1 protein-coding gene is annotated in these 1,083 nt (G+C 57.9%); it reads left to right on the plus strand.

Features of this window, described 5'->3' with window-relative positions:
* Window positions 1–80: 80 nt before the first annotated feature.
* On the plus strand, window positions 81–1,083 hold a 1,003-nt coding region (locus TW83_RS18180; protein ID WP_239441423.1), incomplete at its 3' end, for a Y-family DNA polymerase.

The following is a 1,083-nucleotide window of genomic DNA, read 5'->3' on the forward strand; positions in this document are numbered from 1 at the left end:
ATTTACTTGGGGAATGTGGGGTTAGGGGCCTTGCCCAGATCTTTCTGCAGGGCGATCCAGGCGCCGACATGAATGTTTGCGTGGGTTGTCGTCTGCTCAGACATTGGACACCTCCGCACTGGAATATTACCAGAAAGAAAGCGAGTCGTCGGCTGGTTATTCCACGTAACAGCGAAGCGAAACAGTTTATTAAAATGGGCGCACCTGTATTCAAGATGCGGGATGTTATAGAGCGGCATGGTATCCGCTGTCTTTCAAGCAATTATACCCTGTATGGAGATTTTTCGAGACGCGTCTCAGCAGTCTTGCAAAACTATTCCCCGCGCATTGAGAATTATTCAATTGATGAATCGTTCGTCCAATTGAGCGGGTTCAAAGATCGCATGGAAACCCATGCGGCCCAAATGCGGGATGCGGTCAGAACCGAAACCGGCATCCCAACATGTGTCGGCATCGCGCCCACCAAGACGCTTGCCAAGCTGGCGAATTACGCCGCCAAGAAGAACCCGATCTTTTCCGGGGTCTGCAATCTCATGAACGAGGACGTGCGGGACTATGTAATGCGTCGCATTCCTGTCGGAGAAATCTGGGGCGTCGGGTCCGCGACCGAGGCCAAGCTGAAGGCCCAGGGGATCAAGTCTGCCGCCGACTTGCGGGATCTGCCTCTGGCCCTAAGCCGCAAGATCGGCACGGTTGTCCTTGAACGCCTGGTGGCCGAGCTGCGCGGGCTGTCGTGCATTGATTTTGAGGACGTGCCCCCACAGCGCAAGGGTATGGCCGTCACCCGCTCTGCGGGCACGCCCATGACCAGTTTCGACACGCTGGCCCAGGCCATCACCGCGCATGCCACAAGGGCGGCCGAGAAGCTGCGCCAGCACGGGCTGGTTGCAGGGGCGCTGACCGTTTTTTTTCACACGAACCCGCACAAGTCCGACCGCCCACAACACTCCGCGTCCCGCAGCGTGCGGTTGAGGCCCATGTCGAACCATACATTCGATCTGGTGGATGCCGCTGTCTCAGCTGCGCGGGGGGCCTGGAAGGGCGATCCATCCGGAAACGGCTTTGGCTACACCAAGGCCGGGA

This window comes from Paracoccus sp. S4493 (genome assembly GCF_000967735.1).
Lineage (GTDB): Bacteria > Pseudomonadota > Alphaproteobacteria > Rhodobacterales > Rhodobacteraceae > Paracoccus > Paracoccus marcusii.